Source organism: Pseudomonas sp. UBA3149 (assembly GCF_002364655.1).
GTDB classification, from domain to species: Bacteria; Pseudomonadota; Gammaproteobacteria; order Pseudomonadales; family Pseudomonadaceae; genus Chryseomonas; species Chryseomonas luteola.
In genome coordinates, this window is the sequence record NZ_DEYV01000030.1 from 234,475 (window position 1) to 256,074 (window position 21,600).

The 21,600-nt window shown below is 57.4% G+C and carries 12 protein-coding genes; 9 read left to right on the forward strand and 3 right to left on the reverse strand.

Annotated elements, in window-relative coordinates; all coding sequences use genetic code 11:
* Nucleotides 1-134: 134 nt before the first annotated feature.
* Nucleotides 135-1,139 carry an alpha/beta fold hydrolase gene (locus B3729_RS19090; protein WP_286788706.1) on the forward strand — a complete coding sequence of 335 codons (1,005 nt, stop codon included), beginning with the start codon at nucleotides 135-137 and terminating at the stop codon, nucleotides 1,137-1,139.
* 47 nt (nucleotides 1,140-1,186) lie between these two features.
* Here B3729_RS19090 and B3729_RS19095 read toward each other — a convergent pair whose 3' ends face one another.
* The 3 genes from B3729_RS19095 to B3729_RS19105 form a co-directional block, all read right to left on the reverse strand.
* Nucleotides 1,187-6,058 (reverse strand): NAD-glutamate dehydrogenase, encoded by a 4,872-nt coding sequence (locus tag B3729_RS19095; protein ID WP_286788707.1) that lies wholly within the window; start codon nucleotides 6,056-6,058, stop codon nucleotides 1,187-1,189.
* A 262-nt stretch (nucleotides 6,059-6,320) separates the two neighbouring features.
* Complete coding sequence (locus tag B3729_RS19100; protein ID WP_286788708.1) at nucleotides 6,321-8,429, reverse strand: LTA synthase family protein; 2,109 nt, start codon at nucleotides 8,427-8,429, stop codon at nucleotides 6,321-6,323.
* 3 nt (nucleotides 8,430-8,432) lie between these two features.
* Complete coding sequence (locus tag B3729_RS19105; protein ID WP_286788709.1) at nucleotides 8,433-9,293, reverse strand: hypothetical protein; 861 nt, start codon at nucleotides 9,291-9,293, stop codon at nucleotides 8,433-8,435.
* A 203-nt stretch (nucleotides 9,294-9,496) separates the two neighbouring features.
* Between B3729_RS19105 and B3729_RS19110 the strand changes: the two genes are divergently transcribed.
* Genes B3729_RS19110 through B3729_RS19145 form a run of 8 tightly spaced genes read left to right on the forward strand, consistent with a single transcriptional unit; the run spans nucleotide 9,497 to nucleotide 21,239 of the window.
* On the forward strand, nucleotides 9,497-10,456 hold the full coding sequence (locus tag B3729_RS19110) for an AAA family ATPase (protein ID WP_286788710.1): 960 nt from the start codon (nucleotides 9,497-9,499) through the stop codon (nucleotides 10,454-10,456).
* A gap of 4 nt (nucleotides 10,457-10,460) precedes the next feature.
* Nucleotides 10,461-11,399, forward strand: a complete 939-nt coding sequence (locus B3729_RS19115) for a DUF58 domain-containing protein (protein ID WP_286788755.1) — start codon at nucleotides 10,461-10,463, stop codon at nucleotides 11,397-11,399.
* On the forward strand, nucleotides 11,396-11,893 hold the full coding sequence (locus B3729_RS19120) for a DUF4381 domain-containing protein (RefSeq protein ID WP_286788711.1): 498 nt from the start codon (nucleotides 11,396-11,398) through the stop codon (nucleotides 11,891-11,893). Before B3729_RS19115 ends, B3729_RS19120 begins: the two co-directional genes overlap by 4 nt.
* Entirely contained in the window at nucleotides 11,886-12,923 is a 1,038-nt protein-coding gene (locus B3729_RS19125) for a vWA domain-containing protein (RefSeq protein WP_286788712.1), read from the forward strand. The genes B3729_RS19120 and B3729_RS19125 overlap by 8 nt, the downstream gene beginning before the upstream one ends.
* Entirely contained in the window at nucleotides 12,923-14,656 is a 1,734-nt protein-coding gene (locus tag B3729_RS19130; protein WP_286788756.1) for a VWA domain-containing protein, read from the forward strand. The genes B3729_RS19125 and B3729_RS19130 overlap by 1 nt, the downstream gene beginning before the upstream one ends.
* On the forward strand, nucleotides 14,653-16,293 hold the full coding sequence (locus B3729_RS19135) for a BatD family protein (protein ID WP_286788713.1): 1,641 nt from the start codon (nucleotides 14,653-14,655) through the stop codon (nucleotides 16,291-16,293). Before B3729_RS19130 ends, B3729_RS19135 begins: the two co-directional genes overlap by 4 nt.
* 45 nt (nucleotides 16,294-16,338) lie before the next feature.
* Nucleotides 16,339-17,577: an exonuclease SbcCD subunit D C-terminal domain-containing protein gene (locus B3729_RS19140; protein WP_286788714.1), complete on the forward strand. Its 1,239-nt coding sequence runs from the start codon at nucleotides 16,339-16,341 to the stop codon at nucleotides 17,575-17,577.
* The gene (locus tag B3729_RS19145; protein ID WP_286788715.1) at nucleotides 17,574-21,239 is read left to right on the forward strand and encodes an AAA family ATPase; all 3,666 of its coding nucleotides are present in this window, start codon (nucleotides 17,574-17,576) and stop codon (nucleotides 21,237-21,239) included. The genes B3729_RS19140 and B3729_RS19145 overlap by 4 nt, the downstream gene beginning before the upstream one ends.
* Nucleotides 21,240-21,600 lie beyond the last annotated feature (361 nt).

Genomic DNA, 21,600 nt, shown 5'->3' on the forward strand with positions numbered 1-21,600 from the left:
CTAAAGATCTGTGATCCGCCTGCTAGAGCTTTCCTGTTGTACATGTCTTGTCAAACAGTGCTGGTGGACTGCGGAACTATTAGTTACCTAGGGTAAGTCGAAACGGCTGAATCATCCTAAGGAGCAAGTTATCCATGTTCGCGCGCCTCGCCCCTGCTTTGCTGCTAGCTACCCTGACACATTCGGCGTTGGCTGCCGATGCCGCCTATGGTCCACGTCTGGAAGGTTTCGAATACGTTTACCCGGTAAGTGAGTTTGAGTTCACATCCCAAAATCAACGCCTGCAAATGGCTTACATCGATGTGAAGCCTACCGCAACACCTAACGGGCGTACCGTGGTGTTGATGCATGGAAAGAACTTTTGTGCCGGAACCTGGGAAACGACCATAGCCCAACTGAGCGGGGCCGGTTATCGGGTCGTAGCGCCGGACCAGATTGGTTTCTGTAAATCCACCAAACCTGAACACTATCAATATACCTTTCAGCAGCTGGCGGTGAATACCCACGCGCTTCTTGAGCATCTGGGTGTAGACAAGGTCACAGTTTTAGGTCATTCCACCGGTGGCATGCTGGCTACCCGCTATGCCCTGCTCTACCCCAGCCAGGTCGAGCAGCTGGTCATGGTTAACCCCATTGGCCTTGAAGACTGGAAAACCAAAGGTGTGCCTTACCGTAGTGTTGATCAATGGTACGAGCGGGAGCTCAAAACAAGCGCCGAAGGTATTCGCAAGTACGAACAGAACACCTATTACGCCGGCCAGTGGAAGCCTGAATACGATCGCTGGGTCGATATGCTGGCCGGGCTGTATCGTGGTGAAGGCAAGCAGGTCGTAGCCTGGAATTCGGCCCTGCTGTACGACATGATCTATACCCAGCCGGTGGTCTATGAATTTGATCAGCTGCGCATGCCAACGCTGCTCATGATAGGCACCAAGGACAATACCGCCATTGGCAAGGACGCAGCCACCCCAGAGGTGCAGAAGGCGCTGGGTGATTACACGACCCTAGGCAAGCAGACAGCCAAGACAATTCCCCATGCCACACTAATCGAATTTGATGACATGGGACATGCACCACAAATCCAGGATCCCGAGCGCTTTCACAAGGCGCTGCTCAAAGGATTGGCTGAAATTAAATAGCTCATAAAAAACCCCGCCGAGGCGGGGTTTTTTATCGATGGTGCGACTTACATCGTCGAACTCGTGGCAGAACCCAGACTAGCCAAGTCCATTAGTTCACGGGCTGCCACCGCATACATGGCGAAATCCTTTCCGCTGGCGGCACGCACATCACTGAGCATACCTCTCCAGCGTTCCACCATGGTACGGTTGTGCTCCATCCATAGGGCCAGCCGCGCAGCGTTATCTTCAGGTGCCTCAGGCATCTGCAAAACCGCAATCGTGATGATGCGCTGCTGTGCATCCAGTTCATCTCTGAACGCTTCACGCGCCAATGCTTGCCAGGCATTTTCAACCGGCAACTCGTTGAGCTGTTGCTGATACCAGGTCAGGTCGAGCGCATTGCCAACAGCGAACCAGGTCGAGGCTACCTGGATAGGATCATGCCCGGTCACGTCAGCCGCCTGAATGATGGGCAAAAGCGTATAGATGTGCGTCGTACCCGCCACCACACGCGCCAGTAGCTCCGGCGTACCCTGATCGATGTAATGTTGATACCGCCCTTCCCACTGGCTGCGTGGCTCGCCCTCGAGCAGTTCGTTCAAACGAACGCCCAGCGCGGCAACACGTGGCCCGAAGTGAGCAACATCACGCGCAGCATCCAGCTCACCGCGACGGCTGCGCAGGAACCAGCGCGTCGCACGACGCCCCAAGCGCATTAACTCATCCATCAGACTCAACTGAACATCTGCCGGAACCTTATAGTCCAGCGCTTCGGTCTGACGCCACCAATGAGGCAGATGCAGGACATCCCGCATCACAACATAGGCACGCGTGATATCCGCCGCGCTCATGGCGGTGGACTCCTTGAGGCGCTGGATAAAGGTGATACCCATATGGTTGATCAGATCATTGGCGATCTGGGTACTCACGATCTCGCGCTTCAGACGATGCCGCTGCATCGCCTCGCCAAATTCCTCAGTCAGGCGCTGCGGGAACGCAGTATGCATGTCGCGGCTAAGGTACTCATCGTCCGGCACACTCGACTTGAGCAACTGTTCCTTCAAATCGATCTTGCTGTAGGAGATCAGCACCGAAAGCTCGGCACGGGTCAGGCCTATGCCCTGGCTCGCGCGCTCTGCCAGAACATCATCAGAGGGCAGGAACTCCAGTGCGCGGTCAAGCTTGCCACGACCTTCCAGGTCCACGATGAGACGCTTGTACTCCATGAGATGCGTCCGTGCACGACGCTCCGCCAGAGACAGCGCTTGGGTTTGCATGTAATTGTTGTTGACGACCAGCTCACCAACCTCATCGGTCATCTCGCCCATCAGCTGATTACGCTGTTTCAGGGTCATGTCGCCAGAGGACACCACATCGCCCAAGAGAATCTTGATGTTGACCTCATGGTCAGAGCAGTCCACGCCGCCGGCATTATCAATGAAGTCGGTATTGCATGCGCCACCAGTGAGACCATACTCGACCCGTGCCAGTTGGCTCATGCCCAGGTTACCGCCCTCACCTACCACCTTGGCGCGCAACTCGTTGCCGTTCACCCGTAGCGCATCGTTGGCCTTGTCTCCGATATCCGCATGGGATTCGAAGCTGGCCTTGACGTAAGTACCGATACCGCCGTTCCAGATAAGATCGACCGGAGCCTTGAGCAGTGCATGAATCAGCTCGTTAGGCGTCAGCTGATCGGCCTGGATATCGAAGCGTTCCTTCATTTGCGGCGAAATTTCAATTCGCTTGGCACTACGCGAGAAAATGCCGCCACCCTCGGAAATCAGGCTGGCGTCATAGTCCGTCCAGCTGGAGCGTGGCAGGTCAAACAGACGCTGGCGCTCGGCGAAGCTGCGGGCAGCATCAGGGTTTGGGTCGATAAAAATATGTAGATGGTTGAATGCCGCTACCAGCTCAAGGCTTTCCGAGCGCAGCAGGCCGTTACCAAAGACATCGCCGGCCATGTCGCCGATCCCTAGTACAGTGACCGGGTCTTTCTGGACGTCAATGCCCCGCTCGCGGAAATGCCGTTGTACGCTGACCCAGGCACCACGCGACGTGATACCCATTTTCTTGTGGTCATAACCTGCCGAACCGCCAGAAGCGAACGCATCACCCAGCCAGAAGCCGTATTCAGCTGCGATACCATTGGCAATGTCCGAAAAGGTCGCCGTGCCTTTGTCGGCTGCCACGACCAGATAGGGATCATCATCGTCCTGACGCACAACACCCGCTGGCGGAACGATTTCACCCTCTTTCAGGTTGTCCGTGATATCCAGCAAACCGGAAATGAAGATGCGGTAGCACGCAATTGCCTCGGCCAGGATCTCGTCCCGGCTACCGCCTACAGGCAGACGCCGCGGCACAAATCCACCTTTTGCCCCTACGGGTACGATTACCGAGTTCTTGACCTGCTGCGCCTTTACCAGACCCAGCACTTCTGTACGGTAATCCTCTTCCCGATCCGACCAACGCAGACCGCCACGAGCAACCTTGCCGCCTCGCAGGTGGACGCCTTCCACACGTGGTGAGTAAACGAAAATCTCAAATCGCGGTACAGGCTTGGGCAGTTCGGGGATCGCACGCGGATTGAACTTGAAGCTGAAATAGCCCTTGGGCTGGCCATTTTCGTCTGGCTGGTAGAAGTTGGTTCGCAGCGTTGCCTTGATCAGATCCAGGTAACGACGCAGGATACGGTCTTCGTTGAGCACTGCCACGTTATCCAGTGCTGCAAGGATCGCGTGTTCCAAACGCTGTTGCTTGTCTTCCAGATCTTCCGGACTCATGCGGCGCGCCAGATAGAAGCGCATACGGAACAGGCGTGTCAGCTCGCGTGCAATGTCCACATGATTGTTCAGCGTACTGGCAATGTAGCCAACGTCGAACCCAATGCGAATCTGCTTGAGGTAACGCGCGTAGGCACGCAGCAGGGCCACATCACGCCAGGGCAGCCCGGCCGTCAGGACCAGCCGGTTAAAGGAGTCATTCTCGGCGCTGCCATTGACGATATGGATGAACGCATCCTGGAAGGTGTCGTTGAGCTGTTGCAGGTCCACATGCAACCCCGCCACCGTGGTAAAGGCAAAATCGTGGATCCAGTATTCGCGCCCATCTTTCTTGCGCAGGTGATAAGGAAACTCACCCAATACGCGCAGACCAAGGTTCTCAAGGATTGGCAGCACATCCGACAAGGCCAGCGGCGTATCCGCATGATAGAGCTTGCAATGCAGGACATTGTCGCCGCCGCTGTAACCGAGCGGCTGATAGAAGCTCATGATCAGCGGGCGGCTTTCCGACAGGTTCAGCAGATGCCGCATGTCCACCACCGCCAGATGCGGCGCGAAACGCTCACGATAACCGGCCGGGAAACCCTGAGGGAAATCGGCCAGTACAGCTGTACCCTGCGCCTCGCCCAAGGTATCGATGATCAGGCTGGCATAGTCGTCCTTCCAGGACCGGCACGCCTGCACCATTTCCTTTTCGATACGCGAAGGATCAATTTCCGGCTTCTGGCCCGGATCGATACGCAGGATGAACTGAACACGCGCCAGAACGGATTCGGAGAAATAGGTCCAGAACTCGCAGTCGGTGCCATGCAAGCGCTCCATAAGGATCTGCTGCATGCGCTGACGGACCTCGGTGGAATAGATGTCGCGCGGTACATAGGCCAGGCAGTAATAGAAGCGTCCGTAGGGATCGCGGCGCAGGAAGACGCGAACCTTGTTGCGCTCCTGGATCTGCACAATGGACATCGCCGTAGCGAAAAGATCATCTACCGGTGTCTGGAAGAGATCATCACGAGGCAGTGCTTCAAGCACCTGCGCCAGTTCCTTGCCCAAGTGCGCACTGGCACCGAAATCGGCCCGACGTCTGACTTCCGCCGCCTTGCGCCGGATAAAGGGAATGGCTTCGACGCTCTGGTTATAGACATTGGAGGTATATAACCCCATAAACCGGTGTTCACGAATGACATGCCCTTGTTCGTCGCACTGACGGATAGAGACAAAATCGGGATAGGCCGGACGATGTACACGGCTTGGCAACGCAGCTTTGGCAAACGAGAGCAGCAACGGCTCACGGAAATACTGCAGCGACTCGGTCTGGATATGAGCGTCTTCGGCAGTAAGGCCTATGCGCAGCTGCCGCGAAAGCCCCAGCAGAGAGGACTCGTCATAGAAAATACGACCACCTTCACCCTCGTTCTCGACGGTAAATTCTTCGTATCCCAAGAACGTGAAGTGGTTATCGTTGAGCCAGGCCAGGAAGGTCTTCACCTCGTCCAGCTCTTCTGCCGCCACATTTGGCCCCGCCATGGTGTCCAGCTGATCGAGCAGATGCGCTACACGCTGTTTCATGGGGTTGAAATCGTTCACGGCCAGGCGTACCTCGCCCAGCACTTCAAGCAGGGCTGATTCAAGCGCCTTCATGTCGCTGGCTGAAGCACAGCGATCGATCTCAAGAAAAATGACTGATTCCTGGCTGACTCCTTCTCCCTGGGTACCTTTGGGCAGTACCTCCAGCAGACGGCCTGTCTCATCACGGCGTACGCTCAGCACACTGTTCTGCAGGGTATGTACGCTGTGTCCGGATCGATTGATCTGCATGCGGACCGAGTCAACGAGGAATGGGATATCGGCATGCAGGACCTCTACCGCCGTGTGGGCAGACTGCCAACCATGCCGCTCGTATTCAGGGTTGAATACATTGACCTGCGGCTGAGCCGGATTGAAACGCTCCAACAAGCGCCAGGCCGAGAGTACACAACCAACAAGGTCCGAAAGACGGCGCTGGGTCAGTTCTTCCAACGCGACAATTCCGAAGAACTGGTCAGCGAAGGGTGTCAGCCTGGAGAGCGTTGGCTCGTCCACATGCTGAGCAAGAGCAAGGTGTAACTGGTGTTGAAAGTCCGCTTTGCTGGCAGCGGTAAAAAACGCCATGGTTGTACTCCATCTGGGCTTTATTCGTTTTTTGCACGCCTGGTGCCTACCTACAAGGACGAGGACCCAGGGTGTTCAGCTCGAGTTCAACTTTATTGCAACTGAAGTCCCTGACATTTTTGGCAGCAGCGACTTCAGCCGGGTAAAAGCTTAAAACGAAGCTGCCGCCGCTGCATTCGGTGCCGCGACATCTTCGTTCATGCCTGTTGCAGATGGGGTTTGGGAAAGGACTGGCGCAGCGTTTGCCGCTGCGCCAGAGCGATTACTTCGAGGAGGGAATCTGGGTCGCCGGCGTCACACCGGTCGTGTTATTCAAAAGGCTGTCGGTTGCGGTTTGCAGGAAGGCATCCAGCTTGTGCTGCATGGCAGAGGCCTTGTCCGCATCATTAACCACTTCCACACGGCGGATAGCGCCCAACTCGTATCGATACAGGCGTGCGTCAAGATCCTTGGGCTTCACCAGAATATCGTCACCCGACACGATGGCCACGGTCTGCTCGCCTCCTGACGGCTTGATAACCGCAACACCAGGATCGCCTGCTGGCAGGTCCAGCAAATCCCGCCCCCAGCATTGATGGCGGGCCGGCTCGCCCAAGCGGCCGAGGATGGTGGGCACTATGTCGATCTGGCTACCAATCGTATCGCGGCGGCTGCCAAAGGTTTCCTGTACGCCAGGCCCAATCAACAGCAGCGGTACGTTGAAGCGGAAAAGATCCATTTCCGTCAACTGTTCCGGCGCACCGAAACCGTGGTCGCCCACAATGACGAACAGCGTGTCCTTGAAATAGGGCTGCTTGCGCGCCTCGGCAAAGAACTGACCCAGCGACCAGTCCGCGTAGCGCATCGCTGTCAGATGCTCATCCAGCGAACCGTGTCCGGCTACACGCTCAACCGGCAGGTCTTTGGGTAACGCGTAAGGGGTGTGATTGGAAAGAGTTTGCAGCAGAGCATAAAACGGCTTGCCCTGCTTTTCGAGCTTGCTAAGTTCTTCAGCCGAGCGGGCAAACATGTCCTGGTCAGAGACACCCCAGGTCGGATCGATAAAGACCGGATTGACAAAGTCGTCACGCCCTACGAATGAGGTCATTCCCTGGTTGCTAAAGAAGCCAGACTGATTGTCCCAGGCGAAACTTCCGTTGTAGACATAGACATCGTTGTAGCCGCGCGGGCTGAGCATCTGTGGCAGTCCAGAAAACTTGTTACTGCCCTCCGGCATCCGCATGAGGTATTCGAAAGCCGGCAGGTTCGGGAAGCAGGCCATGGTGGCAAACATCCCCTGGTGAGTATGAGTGCCGTTGGAAAAGAAACGGGTAAACAGCAGGCCGTCCTTGCTTAGCGCATCGAAATTGGGCGTGATGTTATCCGTACTGCCCAGCGCACCAATGTATCGGCCCGCCATGCTCTCCATCAGAATGACGACGACATTGCGTACACCCGGCAGCCTGGCTTCGGGCGCCGGTGTATAGACGCGACGAATGGCAGCGGTATCAGCATCCACCAGCTGATCACGAGGTGTGAGCAACATGCTGCGTACGGTCTTCAGCGCCTCATCCTCGGGCAGGGTCGCTTTCCAGGTGTTGTCCCGATGGTCAGAGAAGGAGTGCTCTGCCGCATTGATAAGCGTCAGAGTGCCATTGAGCCCTAGATGATTGGCAAACATCGACTCCGTTGTATAGGCATCCCCCCAGCGCAGCGGTGGACCATGGCGCAGCGTGCCACGTACGGCAACGACCGCCACCAGCAGACAGACCACGAATACCGCGCCCCGCGCATACCAGGCAGGTGAAGCAACCGGGCGGGCTCCCGTGCTGTCCGAAGCGACAACCTTCGGCCGCGTCGCCCGCTCGATACGATGAAACATCCATCCCAGCAATAACGCTGCTACCAGCCAGGCCAGCAGAAGGCGAACAACAGGAAAGCCGTACCAGATCATACTGAATACGGTCTTGAGATCTTCCTGCATATACTGGAACACCAAGCCATTCAGGCGCTGATGAAATTCCCGGTAGAAGTTCAGCTCCACCACACCCAGGAACAGGCAAAGGCTTGCAGCGACCGTGAGCCAGACGCAGTGCAGACGGCGAGCCGCCATGGCACGCACGCTGAGCAGTGAAAGCAGTAGCGGCACACAGATGTATGCAATCAGGCGCAGGTCGAAGCGAGTACCGTTGATAAACGCCTCGATGAACTCGCCGGCAGGCGTATCGCCAATGGATTCATGATTGTAAGCCAGCAAGGCCAGCCGCAGCAGGGCGAACATGACCAGCAAGGCCAGCGCACTCCCCAGCGTAAAGGCCAGATGACTGACAATAGTTGGCTGTATAGGCCTGCGTCCTGGATTAGCGGGTCGTTTGGCGTCCGGTTGTTGCATTGTTTAAGCGCCTTCTTTGGTGCGTTGGAGTTTCAGGATGCGGTTGCGTCCCTGCTCGGATAGCAGAAAACTGCCGTCAGGTGATGGCAGAAGGGTCTGGGCAGAGCGAAGATGACTCAGGATTACATGCTCCCTGCCCTGCCGATCGAGTAGCAGCAGCCGGGCCATGTGCGTGGCGTCTTCCGTAATCCAAACACCCTCCGTGGTGCACACCATGAAGCCAGGCGCATTCAAACCGGTGAGCACTATAGGGTCCTGGCCATCGGCTTGCCATTGGTGGATTTCACCCTTCTGCTTTTCGAGATAGAACAGCGAACCGTCCGGGCAAGGTGCGACGGCTTCTGCCTGATCAAGGCCCTGCCGCAGAATGGTCACCGCCTGGGTGCTTGGGTCATAGCGCAGCAATCGCCCGTTGCCATGCAAATCTTCGATGGCGTAGAGGTAGTGTCCGTCGGTTGAGACTTCTTCGACATCATTACCCATGAACAGCTCGCGTCTTTGATCGCCCTTTTGCCAGATGACGGGATGTCGGTCGGCCTCCTGGCTATACACCACCCCCCCTTGAAAGAAGGTCAGACCATCAGGCTTGGAAAGACCTTCGACATAAGGATTTAGCATCCCATCGGGAGAAAGCGTCATGATTCTTCCCTTTCCATCCTGGAACTCTTCCGTTACATACAGAGTGCCTGCCTCATCCCTGATCAGCGCACTGACGTGAGGAATATCCTGGCGGTAAATTGAGTACTCCCAACCATTAGCGGCCTGGACAGGGAAGAAGTGTTTCCAAAGTGGAACGCAGGCCGCTGCAATCAGCGCAATACCTGCAATAGCAGCCAGCTTTCCGGCGCGCCTATTCAGCGTCATTGATACGCAACCCGTTCAAAAAGCGTAAGAATGCCGGATCAGGAATCAAAATTTCGTCAAAATACCGCCTGCAGCCTTTGCAAGACCATTGATCTTCCGTGTGCTAGCCAAACGCCGCTAGAGGTTAGGTGTAGTGCATGGGAATGGATTAAAGTAACGCTCTGCCGAGGCTTTCATCCTTGCCATTTTTCCAGGAAGTATTAATGGAACACCGTGAAACGCTGATCTCGCTACGCAATTACCTGTCCAGCCAGATCCTGGGCCAGGAAAAGCTTATCGAGCGTTTGTTGATCGCACTGCTCGCCGACGGGCATCTTCTTGTAGAAGGCGCTCCCGGACTTGCGAAAACCAAGGCAATCAAAGATCTCGCCGACGGACTGGAAGCCGAGTTTCATCGTATCCAGTTCACTCCGGACCTATTACCGGCCGACATTACCGGTACTGAGATCTATCGAGCCGACAGCGGTAACTTCGAATTCCAGCGCGGCCCTATCTTTCACCATCTCGTGTTGGCAGACGAGATCAACCGAGCACCGGCCAAGGTACAGTCCGCCCTGCTGGAAGCCATGGCGGAGCGCCAGGTCAGTATTGGCCGCACCACCTATGACTTACCGCCGTTGTTCCTGGTCATGGCTACACAAAATCCTATCGAGCAGGAAGGAACCTACCCGCTGCCGGAGGCCCAGCTCGACCGGTTCCTCATGCATGTCAAGATTGGTTACCCGGATGCCAGCGTTGAACGACGGATCCTGGCGCAGGCACGAGGCGAGGCATTACACGGGGAAACGAAGGCGCCTAATCAGGTGACGCAGGAGGCCATCTTTGCGGCCAGACGGGAGGTTGTTTCGCTGTATATGGCCGACGCGGTCGAGGAGTATCTTGTCCAGCTCATAATGGCGACACGGACACCGGCACGCTTCGATGCCGAACTGGCACAGTGGCTCAGCTATGGGTCGAGTCCGCGGGGCTCCATCGCGCTGGATCGTTGCTCTCGCGCACATGCCTGGCTTGCGGGGCGGGATTTCGTCAGTCCGGAAGACATCCAGGCGGTACTGTTCGACGTTCTGCGACACCGCATAATCCTCTCCTTCGAGGCCGAAGCGGCCGGCGTCGACCATGATCGCGTTGTGCAACGTATTCTCGACGTCGTGGCCGTTGCATAGCACCATGGGCACGCCGCGCAGCGTCAGTATCAGCCTGACCGAGCTGATCGACATGAGACACCGCGTTCCAGAGGTCAAACTGTTCGCGGCCGCCGGGCGACGCAGCCCGCTCATTGGCGTTCACCATTCACGCCTGCGGGGTCGCGGCGTGGACTTCGATCAGGTACGGGTGTATCAACCAGGCGACGACGTCCGCACCATTGACTGGCGTGTGACCGCCAGAAGCCGCGAGCCACATACCAAGCTGTTTCATGAGGAGCGTGAGCGCCCTGTCTATCTGCTGATTGAACAGAGCCAGCGCTTGTTCTTTGGCTCGGAGCGCGTGTTCAAATCGGTATTGGTGGCACAGGCAGCTGCCCTAATTGGCTGGTCCGTGCTGGGTCACAGTGACCGCATTGGCGGCATGGTTTTTGGTGATGACGGCTTTCACGACGTGCGTCCCCGGCGCAGCAAGCAAAACCTGCTGAGGTTGTTCGATCATCTGATCAAGGCCAATCACAGTCTTATGGACCAGACCGAACCCAAACTTCCGAGCGACGCCTTTTCATTGGTGCTGCGGCGCGCACGTGAAGTACTGCGTCCAGGCAGCATGGCATTGATCCTATGCGATGAGCGTGGCCTGAGCGAGGCCGCGGAGCAGCAACTGGCCCTGGCGTCTCGCCATACGGACCTGGTTCTGTTACCGGTCTCCGATCCGCTGGACCACCGTTTGCCAGCAGCCGGATTTCTTCGCTTCGCCCAGCACGACACCGAGCTTGAAATCGACACCCTGAACGGCACGCTGTCGAACGCCTACCTGCAGCAGGCAAAGCAGCGTCGGGAGCGCTGGACACGCCTAAGCCAGCGACTGGGTATCCCGCTGCTTCCGCTTTCTACTTCCCACGACCTGATTGAGCAGCTGCGTAAGCATCTGCACCAGCATCAGCCTGGCTACCAGCAATGAACCCGCTCGATCAATTGTCCCCTCTAGTCAGGCCCGAGCCCGTTTCGTTCTGGCCGTTGGCACCCGGCTGGTGGATAGCGCTGGTCATGTTAGTGGCGGTACCTGCTGCAGCATTCATGGTATGGCGGCATCGGCGCCAGACGTCTGTGGAGCAGCCTGTTTCAGAAGAAGAGCAACTGGAGGGGCCTCGCCGGGCGGCACTGCTTGAGCTGGCACAAATGCCCCGTCCCTATGGCGAATCCGCCGGACCCTGGCTGCAAAGTCTCAATGCCCTGCTCAAACGGCTGTGCATGACCCGCTATCCCGACAGCCACTGCCAGACATTGAGCGGGCGCGCCTGGCTGGCCTTTCTCGACACCCGGTGTACGGCAGCTGGCCTGACACGCTGGATGGTCTTGGTAGAAGGCGCTTATCGCCCGGACTGCCGGTTGGACGACAAGACCATCGATGGCCTTTACGCCGCGGTCAGCATATGGATTCGCAAACATGTTTGAATTTGCCTGGCCGTGGATATTTTTCCTGGCACCCTTGCCCTGGGTGGCCAGGCTGATATTGCCGCCTGCGCAAAGCCAGGAGTCAGCACTCAAGGTCAGTTTTCTGAAAGAACTTGAGCACCTTGCAGGACACCGCGCCCATACACGTCTGCCTGCCCTGAAGCGGCAGTTGCCGTTTGTATTGATCTGGGTGCTGCTTCTGGCAGCAACAGCTCGTCCCCAATGGGTGGGTTCACCCCTTCCGCTTCCTACCAGTGGCAGAGACATCTTGCTGGCCGTTGACGTGTCTGGCTCCATGGATTATCCCGACATGACCTGGAAGGGAGAAGACATCAGCCGCCTCACCCTGGTAAAACATCTGATCGGCGATTTTATCGAAGGCCGCACGGGTGATCGCATCGGTCTTATCCTCTTTGGTTCGCAAGCTTATGTGCAGGCGCCGCTCACCTTTGATCGCCGGACGATTCATGCCCTGCTCGATGAGGCCCTGGTAGGTATTGCAGGCAAGAACACCGCTATCGGTGATGCCATTGGCCTGGCGGTAAAGCATTTGAGGATGCGTCCGGAAAATAGTCGAGTCATGGTCTTGATTACGGATGGCGCCAATAACGGTGGCCGCGTCGATCCACTGATCGCTGCTCGCCTGGCCGCCGAAGAGCATGTACGGATCTATGCCATCGGGATTGGTGCCGACCCACAACAGGCCAGTCTCTCGAGCCTATTCGGTTTCAGCAGCCTGGATCTGGATGAGGACACATTAAAAGCCATTGCCAAGGAAACCGGAGGCCGCTATTTCCGTGCCCGTTCGCAGGAAGAGCTGTCTGCCATCTCGAATGAACTCAACAGCTTCGAGCCGATTGCACAACAGCCCACCCGTGTACGTCCAGCCAAAGCGCTCTTTTACTGGCCACTGAGTCTTGCCCTTCTGACCAGCCTGATCGCCGCTGCCTTGCATATCTGGCCGAAACCCTGGCGGCGTATTCCCCGGCTGCGTGCCTACGCACAGGCGCGCGGGAGGAGGCAGACATGATGTCGCTGATTCCACACCTGTCGCGTCCTCTCTGGCTTCTGGCGTTCCCCGTGCTGCTCTGGCTACTCTGGAAGCTGTGGCATCGTCCGCGTCGCGTAGGACATTGGCAACGGCTTTTGCCAACGGCATTTCACGAATGGCTGCTGACCACGCCATCCAGAGATACCCAACGCCTGCCGTTGTTACTGTTTGGTCTTGGCGCTGCGCTGGCAATCCTGGCATTGAGCGGCCCCAGCTGGCAGCGCGCAGAGCAGCCGGCTTATATACGTACCGATCCGCTGGTTATCGTGCTCGACATGACGCCGGACATGCTGGCTTCGGACGTTTCCCCTTCTCGCCTCATTCAGGCCCAGCACACTATTCTGGACCTGTTGGCGGCACGTCGGGATGCTGAAACTGCCATTGTCGTCTATGCCGGCAGCAGTCATGTCTTGGTCCCGCTGACCAACGATCTGCATACAGCACAAAACCTGCTGGAAGCCGTGCGTCCGGCGATCATGCCAGAAGCCGGCGAGCGTGCGGACTTAGCGGTACGCCAAGCACTGCTGCTACTCCGGCAAGGCAGCGGTACAGGAGGACGAGTCTTACTGATAACCAGCCAGCTCAGCACCCAGGAACAGAAAGGCATACGTGAAGCGCTGTCCAGCTATCGGGTTCCCTTGCTTATGCTGGGTATGGGGACACTTGAAGGTGCGCCGATGGCGCGGGAAGAAGGCGGCTATCTGACCGACAATCAAGGTAATATTCTGCTGTCACGCCTGGATGAGGCTACCTTGCTCCGCTTCGCTCAATCGGTGGGTGCGCAGTATCAGCGCCAACAGCCTGATGAGCGTGACCTCCGCGCGTTGGGTCTGCTCGACACACCGGACACTGTAGCCGAGCGACAGGAACAGGTACGCCTGGATGCCTGGGTCGACCAAGGCTACTGGCTGCTTATCCCCGTGCTGATTCTGGCTGCATGCGCAGGGCGAAAAGGCTGGCTCTTGTGTATACCGCTTTTGCTGTTTGTCATGCCACCTCCCGCTCACGCGTTTGCGTTCGAAGATCTCTGGTTGCGCAAGGATCAGCAAGGCGCCCGCTTGCTTGAAGCGCAACGTCCTGACGAAGCCGCTCGACGGTTCGAGAATCGTGAATGGCGTGGTGTCGCCCAATACGAAGCAGGTCAATATGAAGAGGCTGCCAAAACCTTTGCCCAGGGCAACAGTGCAGTAGATCACTACAACCGCGCTAACGCCCTGGCCAAAGCCGGTCAATTGACTGGCGCGCTGGAAGCTTATGACCAAGCACTCAGGCTGCAAAGCAATTTTCCCGAGGCCCTCCATAACAGAGCCCTGGTAGAAGCCTTGCTCAAACAGCAACAGGAACAGGCAACCGCTCAGGACGCCACGCCCAATGAAGCAGGAAGTGACGACCAGCACGGTCAGTCCGACACCCAAGCCCAACCCTCACCGCAAAACAGTGACGCCACTGATGAGCCAAGGGCTGCGTCGAACCATGACGAATCAGGGCAACCCGTTGGCCAAACTCCAGGCGAAGCCAGCAATAGCGAGGCCGTCGAGACCGAGGAAGAGAACGACGACCTTCTGTCCCAGCCTCACTCGAACGTACTGAGCGAGGAACGCAGGCAGTCACTGGAACAATGGCTAAGGGAAATACCAGACGATCCCGCAGAGCTGTTACGCCGCAAGTTCTGGCATCAGCAGCAACAAAAACAGGAAAATAGAACACCATGAGCCTAGTCCGTATTGCGCTCACCCTGCTTCTGCTGGTCAGTCTGCCTGGCTGGGGGGCAGACTTTACGGCTCGCGTGGACCATACCCAACTCGTACCTGGCGAGACCTTCGAGCTTGTCCTCGAATCAAGCGATCCGACGCTTTTCGGCAAACCGGATCTGTCTCCTCTGGAGCCCCAGTTCGATATTCTCGGCACACGCCAGATCAACCAGTTGAGTACGGGTCCCGATCAAAGCGAGCCTATCACCCGCTGGATCGTAACGCTTCAACCGCGGCAGCGCGGAATCGTAGTGATTCCCCCGCTGACCCTTAGTGGGGTGCGAAGCCAGCCGATTACGCTGCATGTCAACGAAACTTCGACACTCACCCCCAGCGCCCAAAACCTGGAGCCGGTCTTTATCGATGCTACGGTGGATCAGGAAACCGTTTATGTGCAGGCGCAGCTGGTCCTGACGCTACGCATCCTCCACTCCGTACCGCTTTACGATGACAGTAACCTCAGTACGCTGAGCATGCCATCAGCGCGCGTCGAGCCTTTGGGGGAGCCCAGGACGTATGAGCAGACCATCGGCGGCGTGAGACATGGTGTTATCGAGATCCGCTATGCCATTTTTCCGCAGCAAAGCGGTCCATTACGCATTCCCAGCCTGTCGTTCAGTGCCACGGCGGTTGATACCTCAACCAGTGGTCAGCAGTCGTCTCCGTTCAGCTCAAGGCCGGGTCGGGTAATACGCGTGGATACCAGCGAGATTCCCATTCAGGTCAAAGCCAAGCCTGCCGATTATCCTGCTGACGCACCCTGGCTACCGGCACGTCATATCGAGCTGAGCGAAGCGTGGAATCCCCAGCCGGAAGAAGCGCGCCAGGGCGCCGTATTGACACGCCACCTTCTTCTCAAGGCAGAAGGCCTGTCCAGTGCACAGCTGCCGCCTCTGCCGCAGCCGATTGTAGACGGGCTTCGCCGCTATCCAGACCAGGCCAAGCTGACCAATGACGTGCAGGATCAAAGCCTGGTCGGCAGTCGCGAGGAGCGGGAGGCGCTCGTACCCAACCGGAGCGGCGACATCACTCTACCTGCTCTGGAAGTTGTCTGGTGGAACACTCGGAACGACCAACTTGAGCGTACACAGCTACCTGCCCATACCCTTACTGTCGCTGCCGACCCGGCCCTAATGCCACCGTCCCTAGGGCAGGCCTCTACCAGTGTGAACGGGAAGCGACTACTTCTCTGGCCATGGCAGCTGGCCAGTTTTATTCTGCTTCTGACCACACTGTTGGGTTTCGGGCTATGGTGGCGAGCCCGCCAACTGCCCGCCATTATTAAAATGGCTCCTGCCGGCCCGAACCCACGCACGCTGCTCGATGATTTGCGACGCGCTTGCCAGGCTAACGATCCGCATGCCACGCGTCAGGCGCTCGATGCCTGGGCTCGACAACAGCCAGAAACCCTGGCAGAAATAGCAGCCCGCTTCGATCCGCTTTCTGTCGCTCTGGATGACCTTAACGGCGCGCTTTACAGCGAAAGCGGACAGCATTGGCAAGGCGAGACACTGTGGCAGGCGTTCCAGGCTTTACCACCCTCTACGCAGCCCGTACAACAGGAGCCTGGCTCACTGCCACCGCTATACCCGCGCTGATGGTCCGGGCGCAACGCCTCGACCACACGCCTGAACAGGAACACCATGCGTATTCTTCATACTTCCGACTGGCATCTTGGCCAGACTCTTCATGGTCAGGATCGCGACTTCGAGCACGCCTGTTTTCTCAATTGGCTGTTGGCACAACTCAAGACGCGCCGCCCCGATGCCCTGCTCATCGCTGGCGACGTCTTCGACACGATCAACCCGCCGGTCAAGGCGCAGGAGCGCCTCTATGACTTTATCGTACAGGCGCACCTGGCGCTTCCTACGCTAACGGTGGTGATGATTGCAGGCAACCATGACTCCGGAGCCCGGATCGAACTTCCCGCTCCGCTCATGCGCAGCCTGCGGACCCATGCGTTAGGCCGAGTGCTTTGGCTGGATGACGGCTCGCTGGATGCCAGGCGGCTAATGGTTCCGCTTACCGATGCAAACGGCGCGATTAGAGCCTGGTGCCTAGCCCTGCCTTTTTTACGACCGGCAGAAGTAACGGGGGGAAGTGATGGTACCTATATGGAGGGTATCGCCAAGGTACACGCAGAGCTGATTGTCCACGCTGAAACACTTCGCACACCAGGCCAGGCCCTTATTGCCATGAGCCACGCACACTTGGCGGGAGGCCAGGTATCGGAGGATTCAGAGCGCAATATTATTGTTGGTAATGCCGAAGCTCAACCTGCCTCTCTGTTTCCACCAAGCATTGCCTACGTGGCATTGGGTCATTTGCATAAGCCGCAAAAGGTAGCCAAGCAGGAGCGTATCCGGTACAGCGGATCTCCCCTTCCCCTCTCGTTCGCGGAAGTGGACTATCCTCACCAGATTCTTGATGTTCAGTTCGAAGGGGAAGCGCTCAAGACTGTCGAGAGCATTCGGATCCCGCGAGCCGTGGACATGGTGCGCCTGGGCCCTGCACCACTGGCAGATATCCTTGAGCATCTCAAAAGCCAATCCGAAATCGACCTCTTCAATACACCCGAAAGCCACTTGGCTCCCTGGCTCGAAGTCAGAGTCATACTCGACGCACCCCAACCCGATCTACGGCAGCGGCTGGAGTCTGCTCTTGAAAGAAAATCGCTGCGCCTCGTACGGATCGGCGTGCAATACGCGGGAGCCGTCAGTACTTCCAACGAGTCGCCGGAGCTGGTGGCGCTGGAGCAACTGACGCCACAAGAGCTTTTCAGCCGTGCCTGGCAGGATACCTATGGGCAAATGCCAGAATCGTCCACACTGGACGATTTTGCCCAGTTGCTTGAAGACATCGCACTGGGAGAACAGGCATGAAGATTCTGGCCGTTCGCCTGAAAAACCTCGCCTCTCTTGCCGGCCCGCATGAGCTGGACTTCACCGCTGAACCCCTTGCCAGCACCGGCCTGTTTGCCATTACCGGCCCAACCGGTTCAGGCAAGAGCACACTGCTGGATGCCCTTTCGCTAGGGCTGTTTGGTGAAGTGCCACGCCTTAGCAATGTGCGCAAGGAAGCCAAGGTGCCAGACGGCGACAACGAAATTGCTACAGGCGATCCACGTACCCTTCTTCGCCGCGGTAGCGGTGCAGGCTATGCTGAAGTGGACTTCCTGGGTATCGACGGTTATCGCTACCGTGCACGCTGGGAAGCCAATCGCGCTCGAGACAGAGCGGATGGAAAACTTCAGCCCAGCCGCCAGAGCCTGCGGAACCTGGACACGCAGCAGCTGTTGGCAGCCGACAAGAAAGCCGAATTCAAAACCCAGCTTGAGCAGCGCCTGGGCCTTACCTTTGAACAGTTCACCCGCGCAGTGCTACTGGCGCAAAGCGAGTTCAGCGCCTTTCTGAAAGCGGACGACAACGGCCGCAGCGAACTCTTGGAAAAACTGACCGATACTGCGATCTATAGCCAGCTTGGCCGACGCGCCTTCGAACGGGTGAAACAGGCTCGGCAGTCCCTTAATCAACTGGAACAGCAAGCAGGTGGTATCCGCCCCCTAGAGGACGCTGGCCGCACAGCACTCGAAACCCAATGCCAGAGCACGCTGGAAGCCTTGACCCGCATTCAGGCCGAGCTTGGTGAGGTCGAACAGCAGCGGCGCTGGTTAAGGGATTTGAAGCGATTGGAGCAGGAACTTGCTCAGGCCCAGACAGCGCGTACAACAGTGCGGCAGCAACACGATGAGCATACAGAGGCGCGCCAGACGCTTCATTGGCTTGATCAGTTGCTACCACAGCGTCATCGCTATCAGCAGAAGGCGCAGCTTGAGCATGACATGGACCAGCTGACGGCCCACCTCATACAGCTTGAACAGCAGAAACAAGCGCTTGAACAACGCCTGGACGAGCTGACAGAACGCCAGCAGCACGCTCAAACCCGTCGCCAAACTGCGGAAGAAGCCCTGCATCAAAGTGCCGACTCACTGCAACAGGCTTTTCAGGAAGAGAACGACCTCAGCCGCCTCAAGATCGATGTCCAGCAAACCCGCGAGGCGTGGCGTCAAGAAGACTCGTTTCAACGCGAGTCCCTGGCAAGGATCAATGCCTTGGCGGCTACCGAGGTGGAGCAACGTCAGGCACTGGAGCAGATAGCCACACAGCTTCAGGCAAGCGAGGCACTGTCAGCATTATGTGATGCCTGGTCAGCCTACCGCCCTCGCCTTCAGCAGAACCTGCAGCTCGGCGAGCGCTTGGCGGGGTCCCGCCTGCGCATTCCCCAGTTACAGGCTGCTGTAAAAAAAGCCCAGGAAGAGGCCGATACTTATCAGACAGCCATCCAGACGCTCCAGCAGGAATCCGGCGCGGAAGGCAACCTGAGCGAGCAAATCCAGGCGCTGACGCAACAGCAACAGGCCAGCCGCCCCCTGCTCAGCTCACTGGAACGACTCATCTATCTCTGGCAACAAGGAGAAGAGCTCGAAGGCTATTGGCTCAGTAATCAGGAAAAGCAGACAGCGCTCTTGCAGGAGCGGGCCCACACCATAGCCGAGGGTAAGCGCGCCGCTGCAGAGCACGCCGAAGCCGAGCGCGACCTCAAGGTCACCCTTGCCATACTTGAGCGGCAACGGCTGATGCGCAGCGTAAGCGTGGAAAAGCTGCGTGCCCAACTCGTAGAAGGCGAGCCCTGCCCTGTGTGCGGCAGCCAGGAGCATCCTTTTCATCAGGAGAGTGTTCTGGCAAAGGCTATAGCCTCCCATGAAGCTCGGGAAGAAGAGCAGGCTCGACTACATGTGCAACAGCTGTACGAACGCCTGATTGGTCTACGAAGCGCTGTTGCCGGTCTGAATGAACGACTCAAGGATCTCAAGCAGCAAGAAGAACAGCTGACCGCACAGCAGTTGGGAATACATGAGCAGCTGCGAGGCCACCCGGAAGGCAAGACACTTCTCGCCCAACCTGAGGAGCATCGCTCTTTCTGGCTGAACGAACAATTGACAGCACTCAGCAAGCGCATCCAGACCGAAGAAACGCGCCTGCAGTTCCTATTGAATCACCAGCAAAAAATCGATGGCTTACAGGAGCGCTGGCAAACCGCCCGCGAGCGTAGCCAGCAGGCCGCATGGGAGTTGGAAGAACACCTGAAAGCCATCCAGCAGGATGAGCTTCGACACGCTCAGGAGCTGGCTGAACTCACTGCACTACTGCCTGCACCCTGGCTGGAACATTGGCAACAGCAGCCCCAGCCTACGTTTACGCGCTTGGAAGCGCTCATAGAAGCCCGACACCATCACCTGCTACGGAAACAGGAGCTGGAAAAGACGTTGACGACCTGCACGTCCGATCTTGAGCGTGAGCGTTATCAACAGCAGACCAGACTTCAGCAGCACGAAAAGCTTTCCAGTCTGCTGGCAACACTGGAAGAACAATTGACGAGCGGTCAGCTGCGCCTTCAGACAACATTGGGTGAACATGCCAGCCCCCATGCCTGGCAACAGGCATTGAACCAATCCGTTGAACAGGCACGCCAAGCAGAAAGTCAAGCCAGGGAAGCCTGGAATGAGGTCAATCTGAACCATGAGCAATTACGCCATACTGTTGAGCTCAAGCGAGGCGAAGCGCAAAAGCTGGACTCCGCACATCGTCTACTTCTCGTCGAGCTTGACGCCTGGCGGGTCCAGCACAGTACGCTTGACGAGACACTGCTGACTCGACTGCTGGGTATCGATGACCGTGAGCACACTGCCTTGCGCCAGCAGTTGCAGACCCTGGAACGGGCTGTCAATGAGGCTGACGTGGTCGTTCAAGAGCGTGAAAAACGTCTGGCAGCCCACCGGACCGAGCGGGCCGACCTTCCTGAGCCGGAGACGCTGGAGCAGCGCTGGACAGAGCTGAGCCAACTCAACCAGGCCTCTCAGGAACGCCATGCCGAACTACGGGCTGAAATCGCTGAAGACAACCGTCGGCGCACACAAAGCGCTGAGTTGCTGAACGCGATCGAGAGCGCCCGCGCGGAGTATCTTCGCTGGGCCAGGCTGGACGAGCTGATCGGCTCTGCCGATGGTCATACCTTCCGCAAGATTGCTCAAGGCTACAATCTGGATCTGCTGATCCAGCATGCCAATGCTCAACTCCAGCAGCTGGTCCGCCGCTATCGGCTCAAGCGAGGCGGCAGTGCGCTAGGGCTCTTGGTTATGGATACCGAAATGGGCGATGAGCTGCGCTCGGTACATTCTCTGTCCGGTGGAGAAACATTTCTCGTTTCACTGGCACTGGCCCTGGGTCTCGCCTCCATGGCGTCGACTAACCTGAAGATCGAGTCGCTGTTTATTGATGAGGGCTTTGGCAGCCTTGACCCTGATTCGCTACAGCTTGCCATGGACGCATTAGACGGACTTCAAGCTCAAGGCCGCAAGGTTGCTGTCATTTCCCATGTCCAGGAAATGCATGAGCGTATTCCTGTCCAGGTGCAGGTATGCAAACAGGGCAACGGATTGAGTACGTTAAGAATCCAGGGGCCGACGCCTCGCTTTATTGACTAAGCCATGCTGCCGGGCATTACCGTCCAGTGGCGCTCACACGAACCGAGCGCCACTCGTGATCATTTTATTTTTTTCAAACGTCTGGCTATCCGCTGGGCGCACATCCGGGAGCAGTGACTGAAGCACGATTCCTTTAGGAAGCGTTTCTTACACGTATGTCCTACAGGTTTTTGCGGTTTCGAACAGATTGCAATCAGCCCCGCTGACGGGTCAGCTGTACGCCGATTGGCGCAAAGGTATCTCATGTTGATACCCAAGCGTTATGGAGCGACACCAGGGAAAGTCCGCGCGACCAGAATGCCAGGAAAGAACAAACATCACTCATGACAGAAGCGTGCAAGCAGCGGCCCCTTCCGAACTA